Consider the following 22,350-nt stretch of genomic DNA (forward strand, 5'->3'; position numbering starts at 1 on the left):
ACTGAAGCCTTTCAGGCCCAAATCGGGCAGGTTGTCTGTATAGTCCAAAGAAAGAACAAGATCAGTATACAGGTGTCATCGGCATATTCGTTGACTGCCATGTACTAATCGCAGACGGAGAAAAGCGTAAATTTCATTCTCCTAAGAAAAAATATCAATCATATAACCTTTTATGATTGCGTATCTCCGGAAGTTCAGAACAGTATATTCAAAACAGGTCGGGTGATAGATGAACAATTGAGAGATTCTCATTTGGACATTTGTCAGAGAGCAAGTTACTGATTTGAAGAAGGGAGAACACTTGAATGGCGAAAGACGATGTAATTGAAGTGGAAGGTACTGTAGCAGAAACTTTGCCAAACGCAATGTTCAAAGTTGAACTAGAGAATGGTCATACAGTTTTGGCTCATGTATCAGGAAAAATCCGTATGCACTTCATTCGCATTTTACCTGGAGACAAAGTTACGGTAGAATTATCTCCATATGACTTAACTCGTGGTAGAATTACGTACCGTTACAAATAAAGCAACTCCGGAAGAAGGAGGTTGGAAACACATGAAAGTGAGACCATCTGTTAAACCTATCTGTGAAAAATGTAAAGTGATTCGCAGAAAAGGAAAAGTAATGGTGATCTGTGAAAACCCAAAACATAAACAAAAACAAGGCTAATAACAAGGAGGTGCCCAAATCATGGCTCGTATTGCTGGTGTAGATATTCCACGTGATAAGCGTGTTGTCATTTCTTTAACATATGTTTTTGGAATTGGTCGTACGACTGCGCAACAAGTCCTTAAAGAAGCAGGTGTTTCTGAAGACACTCGCGTTCGCGATCTAACTGAAGACGAACTTGGTAAAATCCGTGATATCATTGACAAACTTAAAGTAGAAGGTGACCTTCGTCGTGAAGTTTCACTTAACATTAAGCGTCTAATTGAAATCGGAAGCTACCGCGGAATCCGTCATCGTAGAGGACTTCCTGTTCGTGGACAAAACACAAAAAACAACGCGCGTACTCGTAAAGGTCCGCGTCGTACTGTAGCTAACAAGAAAAAATAAGTAAAGGAGGTAGTTAAAGAATGGCTGCTGCTCGTAAACAAAATACGCGTAAACGTCGCGTGAAAAAGAATATTGAAGCTGGAATCGCTCATATCCGTTCCACTTTCAACAACACGATTGTAACGATTACTGATGTTCATGGAAACGCAATTTCTTGGTCAAGTGCTGGTGCATTAGGATTCAGAGGTTCTCGTAAATCTACTCCTTTCGCTGCACAAATGGCTGCTGAAACAGCTGCTAAAGGTTCTATCGAACACGGTCTTAAAACACTTGAAGTAACTGTTAAAGGTCCTGGTTCTGGTCGTGAAGCTGCAATTCGTGCACTTCAAGCTGCAGGTCTTGAAGTTACTGCAATTAGAGACGTAACTCCAGTTCCTCATAACGGATGCCGTCCACCAAAACGTCGCCGCGTGTAATTTGTTTGTATAGATTTTGTGTCCCTGTCAATAATGGGTTATGATACAGTTATTTATGAGACGAATACACGACTCGTTGCCTGAGCACATACGGGACTAAACAATGAGGAATTTCGGATGGAATCTCATATGATTCTATTCGAGGTTTCGACGTTTTGAAGGAGGGTTTTATTAGATGATCGAAATTGAAAAACCAAAAATCGAAACGGTTGAAATCAGCGACGATGCCAAGTATGGCAAGTTTGTCGTAGAGCCACTTGAGCGTGGATATGGTACCACTTTAGGGAACTCCCTTCGTCGTATCCTTTTATCCTCACTTCCTGGTGCAGCTGTAACATCGATCCAGATAGATGGTGTCTTACACGAATTCTCAACGATCGAAGGCGTGGTTGAAGATGTTACAACGATTATCTTAAACATTAAAAAGCTTGCACTCAAAATCTACTCTGAAGAAGAGAAGACGCTTGAAATTGATGTACAAGATGAAGGTACTGTAACAGCTGCTGATATTACACACGACAGCGATATTGAAATCTTAAATCCAGATCTTCACATCGCAACTCTTGGCAAGAATGCGAGCTTCCGTGTTCGCTTAACTGCACAAAGAGGTCGCGGGTATAATCCTGCTGATGCAAACAAAAGAGACGATCAGCCAATCGGTGTGATTCCGATCGACTCAATCTATACACCTGTATCTCGTGTGACTTATCAAGTGGAGAACACCCGTGTTGGGCAAATCACAAACTATGATAAATTAACACTAGATGTATGGACTGATGGAAGCACAGGACCGAAAGAAGCGATCGCTCTAGGTTCTAAGATTTTAACTGAACACCTGAATATTTTCGTTGGGTTAACTGACGAAGCTCAGCATGCTGAAATCATGGTTGAGAAAGAAGAAGACCAAAAAGAAAAAGTGCTTGAAATGACAATTGAAGAGCTTGATCTTTCTGTTCGTTCTTACAACTGTTTGAAGCGTGCGGGTATTAACACTGTTCAAGAGCTTGCTAACAAGACAGAAGAGGATATGATGAAAGTTCGTAACCTTGGACGTAAATCTCTTGAAGAAGTGAAAGCGAAACTAGAAGAACTTGGACTGGGTCTTCGTAAAGACGATTGACTAGTTTCATTGTGAACTAGGATTTTCGTGTGTTTTTTATTCATACAGCATCTCTAATTAAGGAGGGGACATCACATGGCATACAGAAAGCTAGGACGCACTAGTGCACAACGTAAAGCAATGCTTCGTGACCTAACGACTGATTTGATCATCAACGAACGCATCGAAACAACTGAAACACGTGCGAAAGAACTTCGCTCTGTAGTTGAAAAAATGATCACTCTTGGCAAACGCGGAGATCTTCATGCTCGCCGTCAAGCTGCAGCTTACATTCGTAATGAAGTAGCTAACGCTGAAACAAACCAAGATGCACTTCAAAAATTATTCGCTGACGTTGCAACTCGCTACGAAGATCGCCAAGGTGGATACACTCGTATCATGAAGCTTGGACCTCGTCGCGGCGATGGCGCACCAATGGCTGTCATTGAATTAGTTTAATCACATATCGTGTATCTAAGAAAGGGCGGGACAGTTCATAACTGGATCTATGCCCTTTTTTAGGTACTACGGCTTTTTTTAGGAATAAGCAAAGAAGAGGTTGAGCTGAGAGGAGGTCCGGTAGAGATGGGGAAGACATTAATTGACGTAAAGGACATTGTATTTCGTTATCACAAGGATGCGGACAAGCCCGCTTTAGATCAAGTGTCACTGCATGTGAATCAAAATGAATGGCTCGCCATTGTTGGTCATAACGGTTCAGGTAAATCCACACTTGCCCGTGTGCTGAATGGGCTCATTTTACCGGATGCTGGTACGGTCAAGGTTGGAGAGATTGAGCTCAAAGAAGAAAGTGTTTGGGATATTCGCAGAAAGGTCGGAATGGTCTTTCAAAACCCAGATAACCAATTTGTGGGCTCAACGGTTCGTGATGATGTGGCTTTTGGTTTAGAAAATAACGGGGTTGAGCGGGAATTGATGATAGAACGTGTAGATTGGGCTGTCAAACAGGTCAATATGCAGGAGTTTCTTGATCAAGAGCCGCACCATCTATCAGGCGGGCAGAAGCAGAGAGTCGCTATTGCAGGTGTGCTTGCCGCAAGCCCTGACATCATGATCTTGGATGAAGCAACATCAATGCTTGATCCGATTGGCCGTGAAGAAGTGTTAGAGACTGTTAGACTTCTGAAGGAACAAGGTACAGTCACAGTCATTTCCATCACACATGATTTAGACGAGGCTGCCAAGGCAGACCGCGTCATTGTGATGAATGGCGGGAAGAAATTTGCCGAGGGAACGCCAGAGGAAGTATTTGAACTAGATGAACAACTGGTTCAGATTGGACTTGATCTGCCATTCTCCTATCGCTTGAGCAAGCAATTGAAGCAGCAAGGTGTGCCGCTTGCAAATGCCCATTTGACACAAGAAGGATTGGTGAAAGAGCTATGGACATTACGATCAAAGAATTAGAGCATCGTTATCAAATGAAAACGCCGTTTGAGCGTCTCGCTTTGTATGATGTCAATGCTTCCATCAAAGAGGGCAGCTATGTCGCTGTCATTGGTCATACGGGCTCTGGCAAGTCTACATTGCTGCAGCATTTAAATGGATTGCTCAAACCAACGAAGGGGAGCATTGCGCTTGGAGAGACCATTTTACAAGCCAATAAAAAGCAGAAGGATATGAAACCCCTCCGGAAAAAGGTAGGCATCGTGTTTCAGTTTCCTGAGCATCAGCTCTTTGAGGAAACCATCCTCAAGGATATCTGCTTTGGTCCAATGAACTTCGGTGTCCCTCAAGAGAAGGCAGAAGCGAAAGCGAAGGAGATGCTGAAACTGGTCGGTCTTCCTGAATCCCTATTATCTCGATCTCCCTTTGAACTAAGCGGTGGTCAAATGAGACGTGTGGCGATTGCAGGCGTTTTAGCGATGGAGCCAGAAGTGCTTGTGCTTGATGAGCCGACTGCTGGGCTGGATCCACGCGGACGGAAGGAAATCATGGACATGTTCTATGACCTTCATCAAAAGGCAAACCTTACTACGATCCTGGTCACACACAGTATGGAGGATGCCGCTCATTATGCGGATCAAATGATTGTGATGCATAAAGGGACAGTGAAGGCGACAGGCACGCCGAGAGAGTTGTTTGCCAATCGTACAGACATGTCTTCGTTTGGTCTCGACCTCCCAGAAACGATTAAATTCCAGCAGACTGTAGAAGAAAAGCTTGGAATTACGTTTCCAAGGCCGCTTCTGACCCTGGATGAGATGGCAGAAGCCTTAACAGCTCTTTATCAGGAGGACACGACATCATGATGGATAGTATGATTATCGGCAAATATGTGCCAGGCTCATCCTTTGTCCATCGTCTTGATCCAAGGACAAAGCTGTTATCAATTTTCTTTTTTGTCTTTATTGTCTTTTTTGCTAATAATTACATCACTTACGGGCTGTTAGGTGTCTTTACCATTCTTGTGGTGATGGTTTCTCAGGTGCCGCTATACTTTATTCTCAAGGGAATGAAGCCGATCCTATGGATTGTCCTGTTTACCTTTATTCTGCATATTTTCATGACAAAGGATGGCGCCTTGCTATTCCACTTTGGTTTTCTGAATATTTATGAAGAAGGTCTTAAACAGGGGATCTTCATTTCACTCCGTTTTGTCTATCTCATTATGATGACGACACTTCTTACGTTAACCACAACGCCTATAGAAGTGACAGACGGGATGGAAAAACTGCTGCACCCATTCCGTAAAATCAAACTGCCTGTTCATGAGCTTGCTCTCATGATGTCCATCTCTCTTCGGTTTATTCCGACGTTATTAGAAGAGACAGACAAAATCATGAAGGCACAAATGGCAAGAGGCGTTGATTTTACAAGCGGACCTTTAAAGGATCGTCTGAAAGCTATCGTTCCTTTGCTTGTTCCGCTTTTCGTCAGTGCGTTTAAGCGTGCAGAGGAACTGGCGACCGCGATGGAAGCGAGAGGCTACCGCGGGGGAGAAGGACGGACGAAATACCGTCAGCTTGTCTGGGGCATGAAGGACACGTTCACGCTGCTTCTATTCATCCTGTTAACAGCACTCCTTGTGCTGCTTAGAAATTAGGTGATTCCTAGATGAAGGTCAAATGTACCGTATCCTACGATGGGACACATTTTAAAGGCTATCAGGTGCAGCCAGGGCAGCGAACCGTTCAGACGGAGATTGAGTCGGCCCTTGCAAGAATGCACAAACAGGATGAACTGGTTCCGATTGTGGCTTCCGGCCGGACAGACAGCGGTGTCCATGCAAAGGGACAGGTCATCCATTTTGAGACCCCGCTCTCGATCCCGATGGAGAGATGGTCTTTTGCCCTCAACAGCCTGCTGCCGGATGATATCCGTGTTCTAAAGGCTGAGGAGGTCGATGATTCGTTTCATGCCAGATTTGGTGTTGTTTCGAAGGAGTACCGTTATAAGGTCTCAACAGAAACACACCAAAATGTGTTCACGAGACAGTATGCCTGCCACTATCCTTACCGGCTGGACATCGATAAAATGAGAGAAGCCGCAGAGCACCTGATTGGGACACATGACTTTACAAGCTTTTGTGCGGCCAATACAGAGGTTCAGGACAAGGTGAGGGTTATTTATGCCCTTGAGTGGAAAAACGTCTCAGACGGCCTTGAAATGCGTGTGAGAGGGAATGGTTTTTTATACAACATGGTGCGGATTATCGCTGGAACGTTGCTTGAAATCGGTTCTGGTAAATTTCACCCTGATGAGATAAAAGCCATGCTTGCCGCCCGAAATCGCGAAGCGGCAGGCAAGACTGCGCCTAGTCACGGACTGTATTTATGGGAAGTTTTCTATGACAACTAAACCAGGTGTAACATGTTCTTGACACAGGAAGCAGAAAGTTATAAGATATCATATGGTATGTATTTCAACCCCACAAATAAGCCCCGGAAGACTTATCTGTGTTTTGAAATAGAACGTAGCATTTGATTCAAGGAAAATTCATTGATTTATTTAGGAGGGAAACTCATGCGTACAACACCAATGGCGAACGCAAGCACAATTGAGCGCAAATGGCTAGTTGTTGATGCGGCAGGCAAGACTCTAGGTCGTCTTTCTACTGAAGTAGCATCACTTTTGCGCGGTAAGCACAAACCAACTTATACACCACACGTTGATACAGGTGATCATGTGATCATCATCAATGCTGAGAAAATCGAATTAACTGGTAAGAAATTGACGGACAAAATTTACTACCGTCACACGATGCACCCAGGTGGTTTGAAACAAAGAACTGCTCTTGAGATGCGTACAAACTACCCTGAAAAAATGTTGGAGCTTGCTATCAAAGGTATGCTTCCAAAGGGTCCACTAGGTCGTCAAATGTTCAAAAAATTAAATGTGTACCGTGGTTCTGAGCATCCACATCAAGCACAACAACCTGAAGTTTACGAACTTCGCGGTTAATTATAAGGGAGGTTAACAATTTGGCACAGGTTCAATATTACGGTACAGGTCGTCGTAAAAGTTCTGTAGCGCGCGTTCGCTTAGTTCCAGGTGAAGGCCGTATCGTCGTTAATAATCGTGAAATTACTGAATACATTCCATTCGCTGCTTTAATCGAAGACGTGAAACAGCCTTTGAACATCACAGAAACAGCTAACAGCTACGATGTTCTTGTAAATGTTCACGGTGGTGGATTCTCTGGTCAAGCTGGAGCAATTCGTCACGGTATCTCTCGTGCTCTTCTAGAAGTAGATCCTGAGTACCGTACACCACTTAAACGTGCTGGACTTCTTACTCGTGACTCTCGTATGAAAGAGCGTAAGAAATACGGTCTTAAAGGCGCACGTCGCGCACCTCAGTTCTCAAAACGTTAATCAATTTTATATTGTATGGACGTTTTACAAAGGTTTGTTACAGACAAACCATATATGAAAAGCATCAGCATCCTGCTGATGCTTTTTTTATTTGTGCTTTTTTTGTATGGAAACATATAAAATAGGATCATAGCAAGGTTTCTGTTTAAAAAACGAAGTCTATGGAGGGGGTGTCATATGAATCTAACAACAGAAAGGTGTATCATTCGCTCATTTGCTGAAGATGATTGGCAGGATGTCTATGCATATACTTCTGATCCGGAAGTGATGAAGTATATTCCGGAAGGTGTTTTTTCTAAAGAAAATGCGCAGGAATTTGTTAAAAATAATCGTCTTAAAACAGCCAAGAATTTTGCTGTTCTATTAAAAGAAAACCAGATTTGCATCGGGCATATCGTGTTTCATTCTTACTTTGGTGAGCACACATATGAAATTGGCTGGGTTTTCAATCCTGCCTATCAAAACAAGGGCTATGCATCAGAAGCGGCGTATGCTGTCTTACGTCATGGTTTTCACACTCTGAACTTACATCGAATCATTTCGACTTGTCAGCCTGAAAATGTGCCATCGTGGAGAGTGATGGAGAAAATGGGGATGAGGAGAGAGGGGTATTTTAAAAAATGTATACCACAAGGAAATGAGTGGTGGGATGAGTTTTACTATGCCATCTTACAAGAGGAATGGTTCGTGAAGAGGGCTTGATCAGTTTTCATGATATGAAGTACTTTGATGAAAAAGCAGCTGATCAAATTTTTATATGAGAACGCTCTTAACTGGTATTTTAGTAAGTGAAAAACAGTCTTCCCTCTATCATAGGAGGTGCTTTCATTGAATTTAAATCAATTGACATTTAGAGAAGCTGTGCAAGAAGATCTCGACAAAATCGTCTTCATGCTTTCAGATGATAAGTTAGGTCAAAAGAGAGAGCGTTACACTCGCCCATTATTAGAAAGTTATATCAAAGCCTTTCGTTCAATCGATGCTGATCCAAATATTGAACTCATTGTTGCGTGTGACCAGGAAGAAGCAGTTGGTGTTCTTCAGTTAACCATGACGCCATTTCTTACTTATCAAGGAGGATGGAGAGCATCCATCGAAGGAGTTCGTACGGCTTCGAGTCATAGAGGAAAAGGAGTCGGTTCGCTGCTTATAAAGTGGGCCATTCAACGCGCAAGCGACCGCGGCTGTCATATGATTCAGCTGACAACAGATAAACAGAGGCCAGAAGCACGCCATTTTTATGAGAAATTAGGGTTTGAAGCCACTCATGAAGGAATGAAGCTGCATTTGCCTCATGAATAAGGATATCAAGAAGCGGAGGATTCACGTACCTCTGCCTTTTTTGTGCCTTTATTAGAAATATTTGCTATATTTAATATGTAAATCCTCTGTTATTTGGAAAGGAGAAACATGTTACTCAAAATCGGTCTAGTTGTTGTAGGTGTGGTCGTACTTTACGTAGGGGTTCAAGTCTTGTTGTATAAAAGAGATATGAAAAAAACAAAGGAAGATCTTTTGACATTTGTCGCAAAAAACAAAAAGGACGTTTCAGTGACAATCATTGAAAATGATGATGTGATGTTAGAGTGGAATGCTGATCAAAAAACGCCACTTGCAAGTACGGTGAAATTAGTGGTTTTATTTCATTTTGTTAAAGCTGTATCGAGCGGCGGCATCAAGCTAGAGGAAAAAGTGGCATTGCCTGATATAGAGCGGTTTTATATTGATAGAACAGACGGTGGTGCGCACGCGTACTGGCTGGAGGTCAATGATTTTTCTGAGCATGCGACTTTATTAGATGTTGCCAAAGGGATGATGCAATTCAGTTCGAATGCTTGTACGGATTATTTGATTGACCGGCTGGGCTTAGAAAAGATCAATGATCAGATGAAACAAGCAGGTCTTACAGAACATGATGAACTCATGCCGCTGACGCCAATGATTTTGTGGTCCGCTTATGTATCTGATCGTCGGCGGGATGCATTCAAGAAAATGAGCGGTGTATCCGAAGAACAATACAAATCTCTAATGAATGAGATTTTTAATATCATGAAAAATGACCCAGAGTATAAAAAGGCGTTAGAAGAAAAAATGAAAAAAAAGAACTTATTAGGCTGGCGTATACAATCATTACTGACGCAAAAGCTGACAAAGTCTACAACCAATCAATATGCACAATTTATGAAACGTCTTCATGACGAGCTGTTAACAACAGAAGAAAAGGGTCTTTTTAGCCAAATCGTACTGGGAGAAACATTGAAAAAGGAAACAGATCAATATTTTTGGTATAAAGGTGGAGCAACATTGTTTGTTTTCACAAGTGCTTTATATCGAAGAACAGATACATCCTCTATCTCCATCTCTCTTTTTATCAATGATCCAAAAGCGAACAATTCTCACTGGATTGGGGAAGTATTCAACGAATTTATGCTTACTACAGCAGTGGATCAAAACTTTCGCCAACGATTGATTCAGGCTTTTACTAAATAATCATCAAAAAAACAGAGGGGAGTCTCCCTCTGTTTTATTATTTCTCCATGGGAAACGTTTTGTATACATCTTGGCGTTTCTCTTTTGACTTCACAACTCCATCAACCAGTTCCTTTTGCCAAAGTGTTGTATCGTCTTTGTACTTTTTAAAAGGGTGAGGGAGTTTTTTTTCTAGCTGTTTTCTTTTAAACGTGACGGACGGCTCGTCTTTAGAGCTCATGTTAAGTGTCACTTGCTCTACGTTATCGACAAGAATAAAAAGTGCGATGGCGTTGTATAAATACGTTTTTTCGATCGTATCCTTTTGATCAAACCAGAAGGCGTCAAACTGTTCTTCTGTATAGCCTGCATTTTCTTTTACTCCATACGTGACGTCTAATGCTTTCCCATCGATGATTTCAAATTCACGTATTACGCCTCCAGGAAGATCTGATAAGATTTCACGAATGGCTGAATTGTCACCGAGATACGTGTTTTTGTGTGTTGAAAGTTGTTTTAAGGATATGTCTTCTATTCCTTTTATATCGCTCTTTTTCTCTGTGGCTTGACTGCTGCATGCAGATAGGACGACTGTTAATAGCAGCAGGATATACATCCATTTCTTCATTGATTTTGCCCCTTTATCATTCTTTCTATATTTAAATGTCTATTTTATCACAATTTTCCATTCCGATCGTTCACTGACCGCCATTTCCATTTACTGAACTGCATGTTTTGTTCAAACCAACGAACAATACAAAGAAAAAAGGAGTTCAGTCCATGGCAGAAGTGCTTTCATTTTATCAATTGAAAACAAAACGAGATGTCACGCTTGAAAAGAAGCTTTTGCGTACATTGTCTCTTCAACAAGTAACGGCCGCTTCTGAGAAATTCACAAAGAAGCTGTTTCCATTTGCAGATGATCCAGCTGGGATTATGAGTGATGGCTGCATCGATTTCGCCATTGAAGCTTTTTTAGCTGGCGGGAGATACGGTGAGTCGAGTAAATACGGGGAATCGTTCGAAGATATCAAAAAACGGTCCTCTCAGGAGGAAGCTGAGCTGATTGAAGAGCTGGCAGGATGCTTGCAATCGTGGGGGAATATGTTCCGTATGGAGCGAAAGATGTCATGTTTATATCCATTTGCGAAGGAATTTTTAAGCATATGGTGGCAGGAAGGCTTTCGGGAATCAGAAAAAAGGCATAAGCTTCGACTGCACTAAGCATATTTCCAGCCCTTGTCCCATATCTATAAAATAATGGTGTATGGGAGGGACAGGGATGAAAAGAAAGCTGAAGTGGACAGGGTTTTTAATCGGGTTTATTGTCCTCTTATTCTTATTCAGGTTTCAATTTCTAAATGATGATTCTTGGAAATCGTGGAATTTGCCTCTAAGCGGGAAGATCATCTATTTGGATCCGGGTCACGGCGGTCCAGATGGAGGGGCTGTAGGAGGAGAGCTGCTTGAGAAAGAGATTGCACTGGATGTATCCATGAAGATACGTGACTATTTGCAGGAGCAGGGAGCACTTGTTCTCATGACCCGAGAGGATGATTCTGATTTATCATCAAAGAATACAAAGGGTTATGCCCGGAAGAAAGCGGAGGATTTAAGGAACCGCGTTAAAGTTATCAATGAATCTGAAGCGGACCTCTATTTAAGCATTCATTTAAATGCGATACCATCGAACAAATGGAGCGGGGCTCAGACGTTTTTTTACGGAATGTATGAAGAAAATGAAAAGGCAGCGAAGTTCATTCAAGATGAATTGCGCAGAAACCTTGAAAACACAGATCGAAAGGCGAAGCGGATTAATGGCATTTATTTAATGCAAAATGTCACAAAGCCAGGAGCTCTTGTGGAAATTGGATTTCTCTCCAATCCAAAAGAGGCTGGCCAGCTGGCAACACCTAAATATCAGGATCAAATTGCCGCCTCTATTTATAAAGGGATTTTAAGATATTTAACAGAGCAAAAAGAGCCGCCTGAATAAGGGGCTTTTTCCTTTTGATCGCAGGCAAACAGGACAGACATTGTAAGGATATGTATGATATACTTGGATTGTAAACGAATTCAATAAAGGGTGAGGTTCTGCTATGATCGGACAAGATGATGTGAGAAAACTAGTTGGGAAGATGGACGAACCTTTCCTTCATATACCGCTTGGTGAGCTGGATGCCATCAAGGAAATCAGCCTAAAGCCTGAGAAAGAGCATGTGAGCTTAAAAGTGGCGATTGCCAAAACAGGCACTGCTGAGCAGATGAAGCTGCAGCAAGACATCGTACAAGCCTTGAAAGCAGCTGGCGCTAACACAGTAGGACTTCGTTTTGAAGAACTTCCTCAGGAAACACTTGAAAAGTTTATGCCATCACAAGATGAGGAAGAAACCCTGCTTAACTCTAAAAATCCGCCTGAGTTCTTAGCGATTGCGAGTGGAAAGGGCGGCGTTGGTAAATCGACGGTTTCTGTTAACCTTGCTGTAGCGCTCGCTCGTCTAGGGAAAAAAGTCGGGCTGATTGATGCTGATATTTATGGCTTTAGTGTACCGGATATGATGGGAATCACTGTCAGACCAACAGTTAAAGGGGAAAAAATTATTCCTGTGGAGCGCTTTGGTGTCAAAGTGATTTCAATGGGCTTTTTTGTTGAAGAAAATGCACCGGTTATTTGGAGAGGACCGATGCTTGGAAAAATGTTAAATAACTTCTTCCACGAAGTTGAGTGGGGAGAATTAGATTACTTACTATTAGACCTTCCGCCTGGAACGGGAGATGTAGCGCTTGATATTCATACAATGCTGCCTAGCTGTAAAGAAATCATTGTCACTACACCGCATCCAACGGCTGCCTTCGTTGCAGCAAGAGCAGGCGCAATGGCACTGCAAACAGACCATGAGGTGCTCGGGGTCGTTGAGAATATGAGCTATTATGAAAGCAAAAAAACAGGTGAAAAGGAATACGTCTTTGGAAAAGGCGGCGGGGACAAGCTGGCTGAAGAGCTGCGTGTATCAGTCCTTGGCCAAATTCCTTTAAGACAGCCTGATTGGAATGAGGATGATTTCGCGCCTTCTGTCTATGATGCAAGTCATCCGACAGGAGAAGTGTATCAACACATTGCGAATAAAGTCATTGAACAATTAGCAGTGAAAGCATAATGAAAGCCCGAGTGGATGAATGCCACTCGGGTGATGTTTAACTGTCGCTTCCTTCGCTTCCTTGCGAGCCGGAATCACTGCCGCTCTCAGATGCTGCCTTTTTGAGCTCATCTTCGAATTTCTTCTTATAAAGAGGGCTGCTTAATGTTTCCGTAATGACTTTTTCTAAGTGCTTTCTAAACTCTTTACTTTTTACCAGTTCACCGTATTTCTTTTCCATCTCAGGATCCTTGAGAATATCCATCATCAGCTGTTGATAGTCAGGATCCTTCATTAACTGTTTTAACATTCTTTCATGCTGTTGCTGCATGGATTTTGCGAAAGTCTCGGCAAATTTAGAATCCTCAAAGACCTTCTTCCAGAACTCTTTGCCTTTATCAGAAGTCAGTGTTTTCTCTATCGTTTTTTTCACAGTTTGTTCATCCATTACCAAAGCTTCATTCATTGCCTCGTCATTTAATAACTGTTGAATGGCCTTTTTACCGTCATCTGTCTTTAATATATCGACGACCATTTTTTTTGTTTCGTCATAGTCCATATTAGATGAGGATTGGGTTTTGGGAGCACAAGCTGTTAGAGATAAAAGAAGAAAACAGCTCATTATACGCAAGATGCCTTTTGACATACTGTGGCTCCTTTCGTTACATGTCTTACTTTTAATATGAATGTTTCACGTAAATTTATACATAACAAAAATAGGGGTTGGATCAATTCAATGAAAAGTCGGGATTTAGTTCGTTTTTTCTTCTCTGTGCTAGCTGTTGGAGCGGTCATTACAAGCGTGGTAGGCTTTGCGCTGGAGTGGGGGAAATATCAGAAGCTTTTTATATCGTTTGAAATTCTAGAGATCGCATCTGTGTTGTTTTGGTTCATTGGTGTAGGGATGATCTTTAGTGTCATTAGCCAGATGGGGTTTGTTGTCTTTTTGACGGTGCACCGGTTTGCGTTAGAGATTTTCCGGTCACATTCTTTATGGAATACCATTCAGCTGTTTCTTGTGATTTTTGTGCTGTTTGATTTAGCTTACTTGCGATTTTTGTTTTTCGGGGAAAATGAATCGTTTTTTCCATACTTGTGGCTGCCTTTATTTATCGGTGTGTTTGCATTGATCGTGGCTTACTTTAAACAGCAGCAGTCCTCTAAGAAAACATTTGTTTCTGCAATGTTTCTCATGGTCGTCATCACGTCGTTAGAATGGTTCCCGGCGCTCAGAGTCAATGAAGAGGACTGGCTGTATTTAATGCTATTCCCGCTATTAGGCTGTAATGCGTTTCAGCTGTTAGCGATGCCGCGGTTTTCAAAAACGAAAGCTACTTAACTTCAGATGACTTTGTTTTCGTATTGGAGATCAGTTCGCCAACCGTCACATTTTTTAAATGCTTTTCTTTTATTTGTTTCAAAATAGCGGGTAAGGCTTGAGCGGTTTGGGTTGCTGAATCTGAGGCGTGAAGGAGAACAATGTCTCCGCTTTTCATTCGATCATTTACATTCTGAACAATCTGGTCGACACCCGGATTCAGCCAATCCTGTGAATTGATGCTGTAATGAACAACGGTATAACCGTACTGTGTGGCAATTTTCAGTGCTGTTTCGTTAAACTGTCCAGTTGGCGGTCTTAATAGTTGAATGTCATCTAGTCCAAGCTTTTGAAATGTATTTTGTGCACGGACAAGATCTTGCTTGATCTCACTATCCTCAAGCTGGCTATAATTTTTATAAGCATAGCCGAGGCTTCCAATTTGATGGCCGTCCTCCCTAATTTGTTTCACGATATCAGGATGACGCTCAGCCCAAGAAGCAGACAGAAAGAAGGTGGCGTTCTTTATACCGTACTCTCGAAGGACATTTAAAATAGGAACAGCCTTCTCATCTCCCCAGCCAATATTAAAAGTGAGAGAGACATGCTTTGATGAAGTCTCGCCTTTATAAATGGCTCGGGGTCCATGTTCAGTTTTAAATACCGACAGCGGCGGTGCCTTTTGTACATAAAAAAAGGTTGCAGCTGCAAGGGCTGCTACAAGAATAATGACAACTTGCTTCAGCCGTTTAATAGGCAACACATATAATCGACTCAATTCAAACACTCCTGCCTTGTCCAAGATTGTTACTTGATTGTATGCAGGACAAGGGTTTAAGATGCTTAATAAAACTATTTCAAAAAAAGTTTTGAAAAGACGTTGACCAATAGAATGTTTTCGTGATATATTATTAATCGTCGCTGACACACAGTGACAAACACAAAACGCTTCGGGAAATAAACTTGAAAAAAGTTGTTGACATAAGATGAAGCGAAATGTTATATTATTAAAGCCGCTAAGAACGGCGGAGATGATCTTTGAAAACTAAACAAGACAAAACGTACCTGTTAATTCGAGTTTTTATAAAAAATCCTATGATACTTCATAGGTAGTCAGTCAAACTGGCGAAAAGCAAAACTTCGGTTTTGTACTTTTTCGGAGAGTTTGATCCTGGCTCAGGACGAACGCTGGCGGCGTGCCTAATACATGCAAGTCGAGCGGACAGAAGGGAGCTTGCTCCCGGATGTTAGCGGCGGACGGGTGAGTAACACGTGGGTAACCTGCCTGTAAGACTGGGATAACTCCGGGAAACCGGAGCTAATACCGGATAGTTCCTTGAACCGCATGGTTCAAGGATGAAAGACGGTTTCGGCTGTCACTTACAGATGGACCCGCGGCGCATTAGCTAGTTGGTGGGGTAATGGCTCACCAAGGCGACGATGCGTAGCCGACCTGAGAGGGTGATCGGCCACACTGGGACTGAGACACGGCCCAGACTCCTACGGGAGGCAGCAGTAGGGAATCTTCCGCAATGGACGAAAGTCTGACGGAGCAACGCCGCGTGAGTGATGAAGGTTTTCGGATCGTAAAGCTCTGTTGTTAGGGAAGAACAAGTGCGAGAGTAACTGCTCGCACCTTGACGGTACCTAACCAGAAAGCCACGGCTAACTACGTGCCAGCAGCCGCGGTAATACGTAGGTGGCAAGCGTTGTCCGGAATTATTGGGCGTAAAGGGCTCGCAGGCGGTTTCTTAAGTCTGATGTGAAAGCCCCCGGCTCAACCGGGGAGGGTCATTGGAAACTGGGAAACTTGAGTGCAGAAGAGGAGAGTGGAATTCCACGTGTAGCGGTGAAATGCGTAGAGATGTGGAGGAACACCAGTGGCGAAGGCGACTCTCTGGTCTGTAACTGACGCTGAGGAGCGAAAGCGTGGGGAGCGAACAGGATTAGATACCCTGGTAGTCCACGCCGTAAACGATGAGTGCTAAGTGTTAGGGGGTTTCCGCCCCTTAGTGCTGCAGCTAACGCATTAAGCACTCCGCCTGGGGAGTACGGTCGCAAGACTGAAACTCAAAGGAATTGACGGGGGCCCGCACAAGCGGTGGAGCATGTGGTTTAATTCGAAGCAACGCGAAGAACCTTACCAGGTCTTGACATCCTCTGACAACCCTAGAGATAGGGCTTTCCCTTCGGGGACAGAGTGACAGGTGGTGCATGGTTGTCGTCAGCTCGTGTCGTGAGATGTTGGGTTAAGTCCCGCAACGAGCGCAACCCTTGATCTTAGTTGCCAGCATTCAGTTGGGCACTCTAAGGTGACTGCCGGTGACAAACCGGAGGAAGGTGGGGATGACGTCAAATCATCATGCCCCTTATGACCTGGGCTACACACGTGCTACAATGGACAGAACAAAGGGCTGCAAGACCGCAAGGTTTAGCCAATCCCATAAATCTGTTCTCAGTTCGGATCGCAGTCTGCAACTCGACTGCGTGAAGCTGGAATCGCTAGTAATCGCGGATCAGCATGCCGCGGTGAATACGTTCCCGGGCCTTGTACACACCGCCCGTCACACCACGAGAGTTTGCAACACCCGAAGTCGGTGAGGTAACCTTTATGGAGCCAGCCGCCGAAGGTGGGGCAGATGATTGGGGTGAAGTCGTAACAAGGTAGCCGTATCGGAAGGTGCGGCTGGATCACCTCCTTTCTAAGGATATATGGAGCAGCGTACGTTTTCGTCTTGTTTAGTTTTGAAGGATCATTCCTTCAAAACATGTCTCTAGCGAGACAGGATTGTTCTTTGAAAACTAGATAACAATAAGTAATACATTCACATTGAATGCAATGCAAAGTTCATCACACATAGTGATTCTTTCTAAAGTAAGAAATGGTTAAGTTAGAAAGGGCGCACGGTGGATGCCTTGGCACTAGGAGCCGATGAAGGACGGGACGAACACCGATATGCTTCGGGGAGCTGTAAGCAAGCTTTGATCCGGAGATTTCCGAATGGGGAAACCCACTGCTCGTAATGGAGTAGTATCCATACTTGAATACATAGAGTATGAGAAGGCATACCCGGGGAACTGAAACATCTAAGTACCCGGAGGAAGAGAAAGCAAATGCGATTCCCTGAGTAGCGGCGAGCGAAACGGGAACAGCCCAAACCAAGAGGCTTGCCTCTTGGGGTTGTAGGACACTCTATACGGAGTTACAAAGGAATGATATAAGCGAAGAGGTCTGGAAAGGCCCGCCAAAGAAGGTAACAGCCCTGTAACTGAAATGTCATTCTCTCCAGAGTGGATCCTGAGTACGGCGGAACACGTGAAATTCCGTCGGAATCCGGGAGGACCATCTCCCAAGGCTAAATACTCCCTAGTGACCGATAGTGAACCAGTACCGTGAGGGAAAGGTGAAAAGCACCCCGGAAGGGGAGTGAAATAGATCCTGAAACCGTGTGCCTACAAGTAGTCAGAGCCCGTTAACGGGTGATGGCGTGCCTTTTGTAGAATGAACCGGCGAGTTACGATCCCGTGCAAGGTTAAGCAGAAGATGCGGAGCCGCAGCGAAAGCGAGTCTGAATAGGGCGCATGAGTACGTGGTCGTAGACCCGAAACCAGGTGATCTACCCATGTCCAGGGTGAAGTTCAGGTAACACTGAATGGAGGCCCGAACCCACGCACGTTGAAAAGTGCGGGGATGAGGTGTGGGTAGGGGTGAAATGCCAATCGAACCTGGAGATAGCTGGTTCTCTCCGAAATAGCTTTAGGGCTAGCCTCAAGGTAAGAGTCTCGGAGGTAGAGCACTGATTGGACTAGGGGCCCCTACCGGGTTACCGAATTCAGTCAAACTCCGAATGCCGATGACTTATCCTTGGGAGTCAGACTGCGAGTGATAAGATCCGTAGTCGAAAGGGAAACAGCCCAGACCGCCAGCTAAGGTCCCAAAGTATACGTTAAGTGGAAAAGGATGTGGAGTTGCTTAGACAACCAGGATGTTGGCTTAGAAGCAGCCACCATTTAAAGAGTGCGTAATAGCTCACTGGTCGAGTGACTCTGCGCCGAAAATGTACCGGGGCTAAACGTATCACCGAAGCTGCGGACTGTTCTTACGAACAGTGGTAGGAGAGCGTTCTAAGGGCTGTGAAGCCAGACCGGAAGGACTGGTGGAGCGCTTAGAAGTGAGAATGCCGGTATGAGTAGCGAAAGACGGGTGAGAATCCCGTCCACCGAATGCCTAAGGTTTCCTGAGGAAGGCTCGTCCGCTCAGGGTTAGTCGGGACCTAAGCCGAGGCCGAAAGGCGTAGGCGATGGACAACAGGTTGATATTCCTGTACCACCTCCTCACCATTTGAGCAATGGGGGGACGCAGGAGGATAGGGTAAGCGCGGTATTGGATATCCGCGTCCAAGCAGTTAGGCTGGGAAATAGGCAAATCCGTTTCCCGTGAAGGCTGAGCTGTGATGGCGAGCGAAATTTAGTAGCGAAGTTCCTGATTCCACACTGCCAAGAAAAGCCTCTAGCGAGGTGAGAGGTGCCCGTACCGCAAACCGACACAGGTAGGCGAGGAGAGAATCCTAAGGTGATCGAGAGAACTCTCGTTAAGGAACTCGGCAAAATGACCCCGTAACTTCGGGAGAAGGGGTGCTTCTTAGGGTGTTAAAGCCCCGAGAAGCCGCAGTGAATAGGCCCAGGCGACTGTTTAGCAAAAACACAGGTCTCTGCGAAGCCGTAAGGCGAAGTATAGGGGCTGACGCCTGCCCGGTGCTGGAAGGTTAAGAGGAGCGCTTAGCGTAAGCGAAGGTGCGAATTGAAGCCCCAGTAAACGGCGGCCGTAACTATAACGGTCCTAAGGTAGCGAAATTCCTTGTCGGGTAAGTTCCGACCCGCACGAAAGGCGCAACGATCTGGGCACTGTCTCAACGAGAGACTCGGTGAAATTATAGTACCTGTGAAGATGCAGGTTACCCGCGACAGGACGGAAAGACCCCGTGGAGCTTTACTGCAGCCTGATATTGAATGTTGGTACAGCTTGTACAGGATAGGTAGGAGCCTTGGAAACCGGAGCGCTAGCTTCGGTGGAGGCATCGGTGGGATACTACCCTGGCTGTATTGACCTTCTAACCCGCTGCCCTTATCGGGCAGGGAGACAGTGTCAGGTGGGCAGTTTGACTGGGGCGGTCGCCTCCTAAAATGTAACGGAGGCGCCCAAAGGTTCCCTCAGAATGGTTGGAAATCATTCGCAGAGTGTAAAGGCACAAGGGAGCTTGACTGCGAGACCTACAAGTCGAGCAGGGACGAAAGTCGGGCTTAGTGATCCGGTGGTTCCGCATGGAAGGGCCATCGCTCAACGGATAAAAGCTACCCCGGGGATAACAGGCTTATCTCCCCCAAGAGTCCACATCGACGGGGAGGTTTGGCACCTCGATGTCGGCTCATCGCATCCTGGGGCTGTAGTCGGTCCCAAGGGTTGGGCTGTTCGCCCATTAAAGCGGTACGCGAGCTGGGTTCAGAACGTCGTGAGACAGTTCGGTCCCTATCCGTCGCGGGCGCAGGAAATTTGAGAGGAGCTGTCCTTAGTACGAGAGGACCGGGATGGACGCACCGCTGGTGTACCAGTTGTTCTGCCAAGGGCATCGCTGGGTAGCTATGTGCGGACGGGATAAGTGCTGAAAGCATCTAAGCATGAAGCCCCCCTCAAGATGAGATTTCCCATTCCGCAAGGAAGTAAGATCCCTGAAAGATGATCAGGTTGATAGGTCTGAGGTGGAAGCGTGGTGACACGTGGAGCTGACAGATACTAATAGATCGAGGACTTAACCTATATTCTATTGTGAAGCATGAACATTGTTATCTAGTTTTGAGAGAACATTCTCTCCATCAGGTTTGGTGGCGATAGCGAAGAGGTCACACCCGTTCCCATACCGAACACGGAAGTTAAGCTCTTCAGCGCCGATGGTAGTTGGGGGTTTCCCCCTGTGAGAGTAGGACGCCGCCAAGCTTTTTGTTTATATCCTTCCAATGGAAGAAGTTACTTTATCATTCCGCAGTAGCTCAGTGGTAGAGCTATCGGCTGTTAACCGATCGGTCGTAGGTTCGAGTCCTACCTGCGGAGCCATGCTTCCATAGCTCAGTAGGTAGAGCACTTCCATGGTAAGGAAGAGGTCAGCGGTTCGAGCCCGCTTGGAAGCTTTCCTCTATATGTTGATATGACAAGGTTTCTCGATGATGAGAAGGCTTTTTTTGTTTGTTTACATATATATATTGAACTGCTCGATGATCAGTAGACTGATGACATTAGGAAAGAGAATAAAACGGCTTGCACAGAAGTGTTGCATCGATTTTTTACTTATCTCCTTCTTTTTGTTCTTGATTCTTCATTCTCTTTCTTTTATTCTTACTAAAGTGATATCCTCTATATTAAAAGACTCTGTACGTTCCTCTTTTCCCCCGAAAGTGAAGTATCGTTTGTTTTTCCTTTCTTTATCTCCAGGTATAGTTGATCTTCTTTTTCCATGTACGGTATGTATATAAAAAGGAGTAGATGGTTTGAAAGATTTATTTGTAAAGCAAGAATGGTTTGGACATGTACGTCAGGACGTGCTTGCGGGTATATTAGTCGCACTGGCTTTAATTCCTGAGGCAATTGCATTTTCGATTATTGCGGGCGTTGATCCGAAGGTCGGCTTGTATGCATCATTTTGTATCGCGATTGTGATTTCGTTTGTTGGTGGACGCCCAGGCATGATTTCGGCTGCAACAGGGGCTATGGCTCTCGTCATGGTTAACTTGGTCGCTGATCATGGGTTGCAATATTTGTTTGCAGCTACGATTTTGACGGGTTTGATTCAAATTATGTTTGGATTGTGCCGAGTGTCTCGTTTGATGAAATTTATTCCGAGGTCCGTCATGGTTGGCTTTGTCAATGCGTTGGCTATTATGATCTTCATGGCTCAGCTTCCACATTTCGTTGGGGAATCAATGGCTATGTATATGATGACAGGGGGCGCCTTGCTGATCATTTATTTATTGCCTATGGTGATAAAGGTGATACCTTCCCCACTCATTGCCATTATTGTAATGACGATATTGGCCGTATTTGGACATATTGATGTTAGAACAGTTGGAGATATGGGAGAGCTTCCTAGTTCTTTGCCTGTTTTTCTGATACCTCAAGTTCCGTTTAACTGGGAAACACTTGCTATCATTTTTCCTTATTCTTTAGCACTTGCGATGGTTGGTTTACTTGAGTCTCTTTTAACCGCACAGATTGTCGATGATATGACAGAGACGTCTAGTAATAAGAACAAGGAAGCGAGAGGTCAAGGGATTGCCAATGTGGTTGCGGGATTCTTTGGTGGTATGGCTGGCTGTGCGATGATTGGCCAATCTGTGATTAATACGAAGGCAGGAGGACGAGGCCGGCTTTCTACCTTTGTAGCGGGTGCTTTTTTAATGGTGCTGATTTTTGTACTAGGTGATGTCGTGGTTCAAATTCCGATGGCTGCTCTAGTGGCTGTGATGTTCATGGTTTCCATTGGCACATTTGATTGGAGTTCCTTTCAGCAGCTAAAAAAGAATCCGAAAACAGATTCTATTGTGATGGTTGTCACGGTCGTGACGGTGGTGTTGACTCATGATTTATCAAAAGGCGTTTTTGCAGGTGTACTGCTTAGTGCGGTATTCTTTGTCGCAAAGATATCGAAGCTTCATATTACGTCTAAAGAAAGCCAGGCAGGTACTTGGGAATATCGAGTTAAAGGACAAATTTTCTTTGCTTCTGTCACTGATTTGATCCAAGCTTTCCATCAGGGGAAAGAACTTCAATCTGTTGTGATTGATTTGTCTGAAGCACGTATATGGGATGAATCAGGCGTAGCAGCGATAGAACGTATAAAGGAAAGGTATCAAGCAAATGGCGTCCAGGTGGACGTAGTTGGAATGGATACATCAAGTCAAAAGCTTGTGAAACAAGTGAATGGTTCTTAAAAAGGCCTTTCTGTCTGTTACAATAGAAAAGGTAAGA

General features: G+C 44.4%; 23 protein-coding genes, 2 tRNA genes, 3 rRNA genes and 1 pseudogene. 26 read left to right on the forward strand and 3 right to left on the reverse strand.

Annotation, left to right across the window (positions count from 1 at the left end):
* The first annotated feature begins 39 nt into the window (after positions 1-39).
* The 16 genes and pseudogenes from NSU11_RS00850 (at position 40) to NSU11_RS00925 (ending at position 9,899) form a co-directional block, all read left to right on the forward strand.
* A pseudogene (locus NSU11_RS00850) lies at positions 40-328 on the forward strand (RNA-binding protein).
* On the forward strand, positions 306-524 hold the full coding sequence (gene infA / locus NSU11_RS00855; RefSeq protein ID WP_003217190.1) for a translation initiation factor IF-1: 219 nt from the start codon (positions 306-308) through the stop codon (positions 522-524). Before NSU11_RS00850 ends, infA begins: the two are co-directional and overlap by 23 nt.
* 31 nt (positions 525-555) lie before the next feature.
* Positions 556-669 carry a 50S ribosomal protein L36 gene (gene rpmJ, locus NSU11_RS00860; RefSeq protein WP_003156543.1) on the forward strand — a complete coding sequence of 38 codons (114 nt, stop codon included), beginning with the start codon at positions 556-558 and terminating at the stop codon, positions 667-669.
* A 21-nt stretch (positions 670-690) separates the two neighbouring features.
* Positions 691-1,056 (forward strand): 30S ribosomal protein S13, encoded by a 366-nt coding sequence (gene rpsM / locus NSU11_RS00865; protein WP_003217023.1) that lies wholly within the window; start codon positions 691-693, stop codon positions 1,054-1,056.
* Between the two features lie 20 nt (positions 1,057-1,076).
* Positions 1,077-1,472: a 30S ribosomal protein S11 gene (gene rpsK, locus NSU11_RS00870; RefSeq protein ID WP_003217231.1), complete on the forward strand. Its 396-nt coding sequence runs from the start codon at positions 1,077-1,079 to the stop codon at positions 1,470-1,472.
* Positions 1,473-1,647: 175 nt separating this feature from the next.
* On the forward strand, positions 1,648-2,592 hold the full coding sequence (locus tag NSU11_RS00875) for a DNA-directed RNA polymerase subunit alpha (RefSeq protein WP_003217009.1): 945 nt from the start codon (positions 1,648-1,650) through the stop codon (positions 2,590-2,592).
* Positions 2,593-2,667: 75 nt separating this feature from the next.
* A complete protein-coding gene (gene rplQ, locus NSU11_RS00880; protein WP_003216944.1) occupies positions 2,668-3,030 on the forward strand; it encodes a 50S ribosomal protein L17 in 363 nt (120 codons plus the stop codon).
* A 126-nt stretch (positions 3,031-3,156) separates the two neighbouring features.
* Positions 3,157-3,999 (forward strand): energy-coupling factor ABC transporter ATP-binding protein, encoded by an 843-nt coding sequence (locus NSU11_RS00885; protein ID WP_024425605.1) that lies wholly within the window; start codon positions 3,157-3,159, stop codon positions 3,997-3,999.
* Positions 3,975-4,844, forward strand: coding sequence for an energy-coupling factor ABC transporter ATP-binding protein (locus tag NSU11_RS00890; RefSeq protein ID WP_151863339.1), 870 nt, complete (start codon positions 3,975-3,977; stop codon positions 4,842-4,844). Before NSU11_RS00885 ends, NSU11_RS00890 begins: the two co-directional genes overlap by 25 nt.
* On the forward strand, positions 4,841-5,638 hold the full coding sequence (locus NSU11_RS00895; protein WP_024425607.1) for an energy-coupling factor transporter transmembrane protein EcfT: 798 nt from the start codon (positions 4,841-4,843) through the stop codon (positions 5,636-5,638). Before NSU11_RS00890 ends, NSU11_RS00895 begins: the two co-directional genes overlap by 4 nt.
* An 11-nt stretch (positions 5,639-5,649) precedes the next feature.
* A complete protein-coding gene (gene truA / locus NSU11_RS00900; protein WP_151863340.1) occupies positions 5,650-6,393 on the forward strand; it encodes a tRNA pseudouridine(38-40) synthase TruA in 744 nt (247 codons plus the stop codon).
* A gap of 165 nt (positions 6,394-6,558) precedes the next feature.
* The gene (rplM, locus tag NSU11_RS00905; RefSeq protein WP_003217042.1) at positions 6,559-6,996 is read left to right on the forward strand and encodes a 50S ribosomal protein L13; all 438 of its coding nucleotides are present in this window, start codon (positions 6,559-6,561) and stop codon (positions 6,994-6,996) included.
* Positions 6,997-7,016: 20 nt separating this feature from the next.
* Positions 7,017-7,409: a 30S ribosomal protein S9 gene (gene rpsI, locus NSU11_RS00910; protein ID WP_007496354.1), complete on the forward strand. Its 393-nt coding sequence runs from the start codon at positions 7,017-7,019 to the stop codon at positions 7,407-7,409.
* A gap of 177 nt (positions 7,410-7,586) precedes the next feature.
* Positions 7,587-8,111, forward strand: coding sequence for a GNAT family N-acetyltransferase (locus NSU11_RS00915; RefSeq protein ID WP_197172546.1), 525 nt, complete (start codon positions 7,587-7,589; stop codon positions 8,109-8,111).
* Positions 8,112-8,237: 126 nt separating this feature from the next.
* Entirely contained in the window at positions 8,238-8,711 is a 474-nt protein-coding gene (locus tag NSU11_RS00920) for a GNAT family N-acetyltransferase (protein ID WP_151863347.1), read from the forward strand.
* Between the two features lie 108 nt (positions 8,712-8,819).
* Complete coding sequence (locus tag NSU11_RS00925) at positions 8,820-9,899, forward strand: serine hydrolase (protein ID WP_234107526.1); 1,080 nt, start codon at positions 8,820-8,822, stop codon at positions 9,897-9,899.
* Positions 9,900-9,936: 37 nt separating this feature from the next.
* Here NSU11_RS00925 and NSU11_RS00930 read toward each other — a convergent pair whose 3' ends face one another.
* On the reverse strand, positions 9,937-10,506 hold the full coding sequence (locus tag NSU11_RS00930; protein WP_151863348.1) for a DUF4825 domain-containing protein: 570 nt from the start codon (positions 10,504-10,506) through the stop codon (positions 9,937-9,939).
* A gap of 152 nt (positions 10,507-10,658) precedes the next feature.
* Here NSU11_RS00930 and NSU11_RS00935 point away from each other — a divergent pair, with 152 nt between their 5' ends.
* From NSU11_RS00935 to NSU11_RS00945, 3 genes are all read left to right on the forward strand, one after another.
* Positions 10,659-11,102 carry a DUF2521 family protein gene (locus tag NSU11_RS00935; protein WP_197172543.1) on the forward strand — a complete coding sequence of 148 codons (444 nt, stop codon included), beginning with the start codon at positions 10,659-10,661 and terminating at the stop codon, positions 11,100-11,102.
* Between the two features lie 58 nt (positions 11,103-11,160).
* Positions 11,161-11,874 (forward strand): N-acetylmuramoyl-L-alanine amidase CwlD, encoded by a 714-nt coding sequence (gene cwlD / locus NSU11_RS00940; protein ID WP_311164987.1) that lies wholly within the window; start codon positions 11,161-11,163, stop codon positions 11,872-11,874.
* A 103-nt stretch (positions 11,875-11,977) separates the two neighbouring features.
* A complete protein-coding gene (locus NSU11_RS00945) occupies positions 11,978-13,036 on the forward strand; it encodes an Mrp/NBP35 family ATP-binding protein (protein WP_024425873.1) in 1,059 nt (352 codons plus the stop codon).
* 37 nt (positions 13,037-13,073) lie between these two features.
* Here the strand turns inward: NSU11_RS00945 and gerD are convergent, their stop codons facing one another.
* Entirely contained in the window at positions 13,074-13,661 is a 588-nt protein-coding gene (gene gerD / locus NSU11_RS00950) for a spore germination lipoprotein GerD (RefSeq protein ID WP_087975190.1), read from the reverse strand.
* 90 nt (positions 13,662-13,751) lie between these two features.
* Between gerD and NSU11_RS00955 the strand changes: the two genes are divergently transcribed.
* Complete coding sequence (locus tag NSU11_RS00955) at positions 13,752-14,354, forward strand: KinB-signaling pathway activation protein (protein WP_125587474.1); 603 nt, start codon at positions 13,752-13,754, stop codon at positions 14,352-14,354.
* Here the strand turns inward: NSU11_RS00955 and pdaB are convergent.
* Positions 14,347-15,111 (reverse strand): polysaccharide deacetylase family sporulation protein PdaB, encoded by a 765-nt coding sequence (pdaB, locus tag NSU11_RS00960; RefSeq protein ID WP_024425619.1) that lies wholly within the window; start codon positions 15,109-15,111, stop codon positions 14,347-14,349. The two genes, NSU11_RS00955 and pdaB, sit on opposite strands and share 8 nt — an antisense overlap.
* Positions 15,112-15,486: 375 nt before the next feature.
* Between pdaB and NSU11_RS00965 the strand changes: the two genes are divergently transcribed.
* From NSU11_RS00965 to NSU11_RS00990, 6 genes are all read left to right on the forward strand, one after another.
* Positions 15,487-17,035 (forward strand): 16S ribosomal RNA (locus NSU11_RS00965).
* A 182-nt stretch (positions 17,036-17,217) separates the two neighbouring features.
* Positions 17,218-20,148 (forward strand): 23S ribosomal RNA (locus tag NSU11_RS00970).
* A 61-nt stretch (positions 20,149-20,209) separates the two neighbouring features.
* Positions 20,210-20,325: ribosomal RNA gene (gene rrf, locus NSU11_RS00975) — 5S ribosomal RNA — on the forward strand.
* Together the 16S, 23S and 5S rRNA genes with 2 tRNA genes alongside form the textbook arrangement of a ribosomal RNA operon.
* Before the next feature lie 42 nt (positions 20,326-20,367).
* Positions 20,368-20,442, forward strand: a tRNA-Asn gene (locus NSU11_RS00980).
* A gap of 1 nt (position 20,443) precedes the next feature.
* Positions 20,444-20,516 (forward strand) — tRNA-Thr (locus tag NSU11_RS00985).
* A gap of 357 nt (positions 20,517-20,873) precedes the next feature.
* On the forward strand, positions 20,874-22,313 hold the full coding sequence (locus tag NSU11_RS00990) for a SulP family inorganic anion transporter (protein WP_149126068.1): 1,440 nt from the start codon (positions 20,874-20,876) through the stop codon (positions 22,311-22,313).
* Positions 22,314-22,350 lie beyond the last annotated feature (37 nt).

Source organism: Bacillus sp. FSL R5-0712, assembly GCF_038593285.1.
Classification (GTDB): Bacteria; Bacillota; Bacilli; order Bacillales; family Bacillaceae; genus Bacillus; species Bacillus safensis.

Bases quoted from the DNA above. Each gene is read 5' to 3' on its own strand.
- rpsK (WP_003217231.1), top strand. From the start codon at position 1,077: ATGGCTGCTGCTCGTAAACAAAATACGCGTAAACGTCGCGTGAAAAAG.
- gerD (WP_087975190.1), bottom strand. From the start codon at position 13,661: ATGTCAAAAGGCATCTTGCGTATAATGAGCTGTTTTCTTCTTTTATCT.
- NSU11_RS00885 (WP_024425605.1), top strand. From the start codon at position 3,157: ATGGGGAAGACATTAATTGACGTAAAGGACATTGTATTTCGTTATCAC.
- rplQ (WP_003216944.1), top strand. From the start codon at position 2,668: ATGGCATACAGAAAGCTAGGACGCACTAGTGCACAACGTAAAGCAATG.
- rpsM (WP_003217023.1), top strand. From the start codon at position 691: ATGGCTCGTATTGCTGGTGTAGATATTCCACGTGATAAGCGTGTTGTC.
- NSU11_RS00955 (WP_125587474.1), top strand. From the start codon at position 13,752: ATGAAAAGTCGGGATTTAGTTCGTTTTTTCTTCTCTGTGCTAGCTGTT.
- NSU11_RS00915 (WP_197172546.1), top strand. From the start codon at position 7,587: ATGAATCTAACAACAGAAAGGTGTATCATTCGCTCATTTGCTGAAGAT.
- NSU11_RS00930 (WP_151863348.1), bottom strand. From the start codon at position 10,506: ATGAAGAAATGGATGTATATCCTGCTGCTATTAACAGTCGTCCTATCT.
- cwlD (WP_311164987.1), top strand. From the start codon at position 11,161: ATGAAAAGAAAGCTGAAGTGGACAGGGTTTTTAATCGGGTTTATTGTC.
- NSU11_RS00935 (WP_197172543.1), top strand. From the start codon at position 10,659: ATGGCAGAAGTGCTTTCATTTTATCAATTGAAAACAAAACGAGATGTC.
- truA (WP_151863340.1), top strand. From the start codon at position 5,650: ATGAAGGTCAAATGTACCGTATCCTACGATGGGACACATTTTAAAGGC.
- rplM (WP_003217042.1), top strand. From the start codon at position 6,559: ATGCGTACAACACCAATGGCGAACGCAAGCACAATTGAGCGCAAATGG.
- NSU11_RS00945 (WP_024425873.1), top strand. From the start codon at position 11,978: ATGATCGGACAAGATGATGTGAGAAAACTAGTTGGGAAGATGGACGAA.
- rpmJ (WP_003156543.1), top strand. From the start codon at position 556: ATGAAAGTGAGACCATCTGTTAAACCTATCTGTGAAAAATGTAAAGTG.
- NSU11_RS00875 (WP_003217009.1), top strand. From the start codon at position 1,648: ATGATCGAAATTGAAAAACCAAAAATCGAAACGGTTGAAATCAGCGAC.
- NSU11_RS00890 (WP_151863339.1), top strand. From the start codon at position 3,975: ATGGACATTACGATCAAAGAATTAGAGCATCGTTATCAAATGAAAACG.
- NSU11_RS00925 (WP_234107526.1), top strand. From the start codon at position 8,820: ATGTTACTCAAAATCGGTCTAGTTGTTGTAGGTGTGGTCGTACTTTAC.
- infA (WP_003217190.1), top strand. From the start codon at position 306: ATGGCGAAAGACGATGTAATTGAAGTGGAAGGTACTGTAGCAGAAACT.
- NSU11_RS00895 (WP_024425607.1), top strand. From the start codon at position 4,841: ATGATGGATAGTATGATTATCGGCAAATATGTGCCAGGCTCATCCTTT.